Raw genomic sequence first — 4,927 nt, forward strand, 5'->3', positions numbered from 1 at the left:
GCGACGAGTCGGTGCACATCGACCTGCCCGATCCCGGCGTCGCCGCCGGGCGCCGCATCGCGACGATCGGCGACGGCGAGCGCTCCTGGATCGTGCAGGGGCCCGAGCGCGTTGCGCTGATCGGACCGAACGGCGCGGGCAAGACGACCCTGCTGGAGCGGCTGGTCGCGTCTACCGGAACTGCCGGGGCGGGGGTGGGGGCAACGGGCGTGGATCTGCACAACTCAGGAAGAAACGGGTCTTCGGGGGCCTCAAACCCCACCTGGCCAATTCATCCTGAGTTATGCAGACGCGGTGGCGCACACCGACCGGATCGGGTACCTCGCACAGCGCGTCGACGGGCTGGACGACGCGGCTTCGCCGCTGGAGAACCTCCGCCGCGCCGCGCCCGGGGCGGGGGAGGTCGAGCTGCGAGGCCGCCTCGCGCGTTTTCTGCTGCGCGGCGACACCGTGCTGCGCCCGGCGGCGGCGCTGTCGGGCGGGGAACGGTTCCGGCTGGCGCTCGCATGCCTCGTGATGGCCGACCCGGCCCCGCAACTCCTCGTGCTCGACGAGCCGACCAACAACCTCGATCTCGACACCGTCGACCAGCTCGTCGCCGCCCTCGCCGCCTACCGCGGCGCCGTACTCGTCGTCAGCCACGACGACGGATTCCTGCGGCGGATCGGGCCGGACCTCGTACTCGAACTGCGGGACGGGCGGCTGGCCGAATCCGGCTGACGAAGTCGTGCGGGTCGGGGAGTCACCGTGAGCCCGGGCCCGCGCCGGGCGCCGCACCCCCGGTCGGCTCGGTCGTGGTGTCGACGCGGACGACGAGCGAGGCGACGTATCCCGCGTCGGTGTCACCGGTGACGGTGGCCAGCTGCAGCGCGGCGCTGTCCTCGCCGAACACGTTGTCGGTGGCGAGGGTGATCTGGGACAGATTGCGCGCAGAGCCGTCGTACGCAGAGAGCCGGTAGACATCGTTGAGCACGCTCTCGGGGAAGGCCAGCTGCGAAGTCGCGATCGCGGTGCTCGCGTCCGCGATCGCGTCGACGTCGGGATACACCTCGAAGTGGATGTGCGTCCAGCGGCCGGCGTAGCAACCGGGAACGATCGAGGTGAACGTTACTTGGCCGTTCGCGTCGGCAACCTGCACACCGCGCAGCCACGTCTCGTTCTCGACACCCGTCGAGTACATCGAGTACCGTCCCTGCGCGTCGCAGTGCCAGGCGTAGACGGCCACACCCTCGAAGGGGGCATCGCCGCCGGCCATGTCGGTCACCGTGAAGGTGAAGGCCAGCGGCACCCCGTCGACGGGGGAACTGGCCCCGATGCTCGACCGCAGGTCGCTGCGCACGATGCCCGACCGCTCCAGCACATCGGGGCCGTTGGAGCCGTCACCCGGATACGGGCCCGCCGTCTCGTCCGGGACCTCACCCGCCGGCAGCGCCACGGTGGCGTTGGCGGTAGCGGTGGCGGTAGCGGTGGGTGTGGCGGTCGGGGTCGAGGTCGCAGTGCCGGAGGACCCTCCGCCGCTCGTGGGCTGCGCCGTGCACGCCGCCAAAGCCGCGGCGCCGACGCCGAGGACGCCCAGGCTGATGACCGCACGACGCGTCATGAGGGTGCGGACGTCGAATCCCGCGCCCTGGTCGACGACCTCTTCGTCGGGGCGTGCGAGCAGTCGGCCCTCGTAAGCAGGGCCGTCGGGGGTCGGTTCGGGGTCGGGTACCAGATGCGCCATGATCGTCCTCCTCGTAGGGTCGGGCCCGCTGGGCTTGTCAACGAGGATGCCGGGGCTCCCGATGTCCGCCGTATCGTCCACCTATGCGTCTCCTTTGCGCCGACCCGCTGCGCACGAGCCTCCACGCCGAGGGCGAGCGCCGACGCCGCTACGCCGGAGCCGATGTCTGCGGTGCGGGGGAAGATGGATCGATGGTCGACGTGCTCGAGCGGTTCGGTCCTGCGACGCAGGACTGGTTCCGTGGTGCCTTCGCGCGGCCGACCGCGGCGCAGGCGGGAGCGTGGGAGGCGATCTCGGCCGGCAAGCACGCTCTCGTCGTGGCGCCCACCGGGTCGGGCAAGACGCTGTCGGCCTTTCTCTGGGCGATCGACCGGGTGTTCCACGACAAGGCGCCCCGTTCCAAGACACCGAGCGCCCCGGCATCCGTCGCCCTGAAGACGCCGACGTCCACGAAGAAGCGGCGGCCCCGGACGGATGCCGGCGGCACCCGCATCCTCTACATCTCGCCTCTCAAGGCGCTCGGCGTCGACGTCGAGCGGAACCTGCGCTCGCCGCTCGTCGGGATCGGCCAGGCCGCGCGACGCCTCGGCATCCCCCTTCCCGACGTCACGGTGGGCGTCCGCTCCGGCGACACGCCCTCTGCGGATCGACGCAAGCTCGTCGTCGAGCCGCCGGACATCCTCATCACGACGCCCGAGTCGCTGTACCTCATGCTGACGTCGCAGGCCGCGCAGACCCTGCGGAACGTGCACACCGTCATCGTCGACGAAGTGCACGCCGTGGCAGCGACCAAGCGCGGGGCGCACCTCGCGGTGAGCCTCGAGCGCCTCGACGCGCTGCGGCGCGCCGACGACCCCGAGCGACCGCCGACGCAGCGGATCGGGCTGTCGGCGACGGTACGTCCGATCGACGAGGTCGCGCGGTTCCTCGGCGGTGCGGCGCCGGTCGAGATCATCGCTCCGCGCGCGACCAAGGCCTTCGACCTGCGAGTCGTCGTCCCGATGGCCGACATGCTGAACCCGCCTCCGCCGGCGGGTGCCGGGTCCGACGAGTCGGCCGAGCATGCAGCGGATGCCGAGGGCGACGGCGACTGGTTCGGGCCTTCGCAACCGCCGGAGGTCACCGGGTCGGTCTGGCCGCACGTCGAAGAGGCGATCGTCGACCGCATCCTCGCGCACCGCTCCACGATCGTGTTCGCGAACTCGCGGCGCCTCGCCGAGCGCCTCACGGGACGACTCAACGAGATCTACGCGCTGCGCTTCGGGACGGGGAACGCCGCAGACCGCGGTTTCGATACGCCGGCTACTCAACCACCGGGTGGCGCAGCAGCCCCGGAACTCGCGAAAGCGCATCACGGCTCGGTGTCGAAGGAGCAGCGCGCGCAGGTCGAGGACGAGCTGAAGTCCGGCGTCCTGCGCTGCGTCGTCGCGACGAGCTCGCTGGAACTCGGCATCGACATGGGCGAGGTCGACCTCGTGATCCAGGTCGAAGCTCCCCCATCCGCAGCGTCGGGACTACAACGGGTGGGCCGCGCCGGGCACCACGTCGGCGAGGTCAGCCGTGCGGCGCTGTTCCCGAAGCACCGCGGCGACGTGCTGCACACAGCCGTCGTCACCGAGCGGATGCTGGCCGGTCGCATCGAGGCGATCAGCATCCCGCAGAATCCGCTCGACGTCCTGGCGCAGCAGACGATCGCGGCGTGCGCGCTGGGGCCGATCGACGTCGAGGGGTGGTTCGAGACGGTGCGGCGTTCCGCGCCGTTCCGAAACATGCCGCGTTCGGCATACGAGGCGACCCTCGATCTGCTGGCGGGGAAGTACCCCTCGGACGAGTTCGCAGAACTGCGTCCGCGGGTCGTCTGGGACCGCGATCACGGCACGCTCACGGGTCGTCCCGGCGCGCAGCGCATCGCCGTCACGAGCGGCGGCACGATCCCCGACCGCGGGCTGTTCGGGGTGTTCGTCGCGGGCGAGACGCGGAACGCGCGCGTGGGCGAGCTCGACGAGGAGATGGTGTACGAGTCGCGCGTGAACGACGTGTTCACGCTCGGCACGACGAGCTGGCGGATCGTCGAGATCACGCACGACCGGGTCAACGTGCTGCCGGCGTTCGGCCAGCCTGGAAAGCTGCCGTTCTGGCACGGCGACGGTCTCGGCCGTCCCGCCGAGCTCGGCGAGGCGCTGGGTCGATTCTCACGCGAGGTCGCCGCGGCGGCGCCCGACAAGGCCGTGGAGCGGCTGCGCGAGTCGGGCTTGGACGACAACGCGATCGGCAACCTGCTCGCTTATCTCGCCGAGCAGAAGGAGGCCACCGGCAGCATCCCGAGCGACCGCACCCTCACCGTCGAGCGCTCGCGCGACGAGGTCGGCGACTGGCGCGTCATCCTGCATTCCCCGTACGGCATGCACGTGCACGCGCCATGGGCGCTCGCGGTGAACGCCCGCATCCGGGAGAGGCTCGGCGTCGAGGGACCGGCCGTCGCGAGCGACGACGGCATCATCGCGCGAGTTCCCGATGCCGACACGGAACCGCCCGGTGCCGAACTGTTCGTCTTCGAACCCGACGAGCTCGAGCAGCTCGTGACCGACGAAGTGGGCGGATCGGCCCTGTTCGCATCGCGGTTCCGCGAGTGTGCCGCGCGAGCGCTGCTGCTGCCGCGGCTGAACCCGAACAAGCGCTCACCGCTGTGGCAGCAGCGGCAGAAGTCCGCGCAACTGCTCGAGGTCGCGAAGAGCCACCCGACCTTCCCGATCATCCTCGAGGCGCTGCGCGAAGTGCTGCAGGACGTCTACGACCTGCCGGCGCTGCTGCGCATCGCCCGCTCGATCGGCGACCGCCGCATCCGCCTCGTCGAGACGACCACGAGCCAGCCGTCGCCGTTCGCGCGAGATCTGCTGTTCGGATACGTCGGCGCGTTCATGTACGAGGGGGACTCGCCGCTGGCCGAGCGGCGCGCCGCGGCGCTTTCGGTCGACCCCGCGCTGCTGAGCGAGCTGCTCGGCAAGGTCGAGATGCGCGAGCTGCTCGACCCGGAGGTGCTCGCGCAGTTCGAACGCGAGGTGCAGCGGCTGGACCCGGCGCGTCGCGTGCGTGGCGTGGAGGGCGTCGCCGATCTGCTGAGGTTGCTCGGGCCGCTGAGCGTCGACGAGGTCGCCGCCCGACTCGCCGACCCCGACAGCGCGACCACCCCGGTGGGAGCGGCGG

At 71.3% G+C, this 4,927-nt stretch carries 2 protein-coding genes and 1 pseudogene; 2 read left to right on the plus strand and 1 reads right to left on the minus strand.

The window, feature by feature from the left end:
* Nucleotides 1-720, plus strand: a pseudogene (locus WBP48_RS11365) (ATP-binding cassette domain-containing protein); the annotation flags it as partial.
* Between the two features lie 22 nt (nt 721-742).
* Here the strand turns inward: WBP48_RS11365 and WBP48_RS11370 are convergent.
* Nucleotides 743-1,723: an intradiol ring-cleavage dioxygenase gene (locus WBP48_RS11370; protein ID WP_424440488.1), complete on the minus strand. Its 981-nt coding sequence runs from the start codon at nt 1,721-1,723 to the stop codon at nt 743-745.
* 191 nt (nt 1,724-1,914) lie between these two features.
* Here WBP48_RS11370 and WBP48_RS11375 point away from each other — a divergent pair.
* Nucleotides 1,915-4,927, plus strand: a 3,013-nt coding sequence (locus WBP48_RS11375; protein WP_424440490.1) for a DEAD/DEAH box helicase, incomplete at its 3' end; no start/stop codon positions are given.

Origin of the sequence: Microbacterium sp. (assembly GCF_049661145.1) — a bacterium.
Lineage (GTDB): Bacteria > Actinomycetota > Actinomycetes > Actinomycetales > Microbacteriaceae > Microbacterium.

Bases quoted from the DNA above. Each gene is read 5' to 3' on its own strand.
- WBP48_RS11370 (WP_424440488.1), bottom strand. From the start codon at position 1,723: ATGGCGCATCTGGTACCCGACCCCGAACCGACCCCCGACGGCCCTGCT.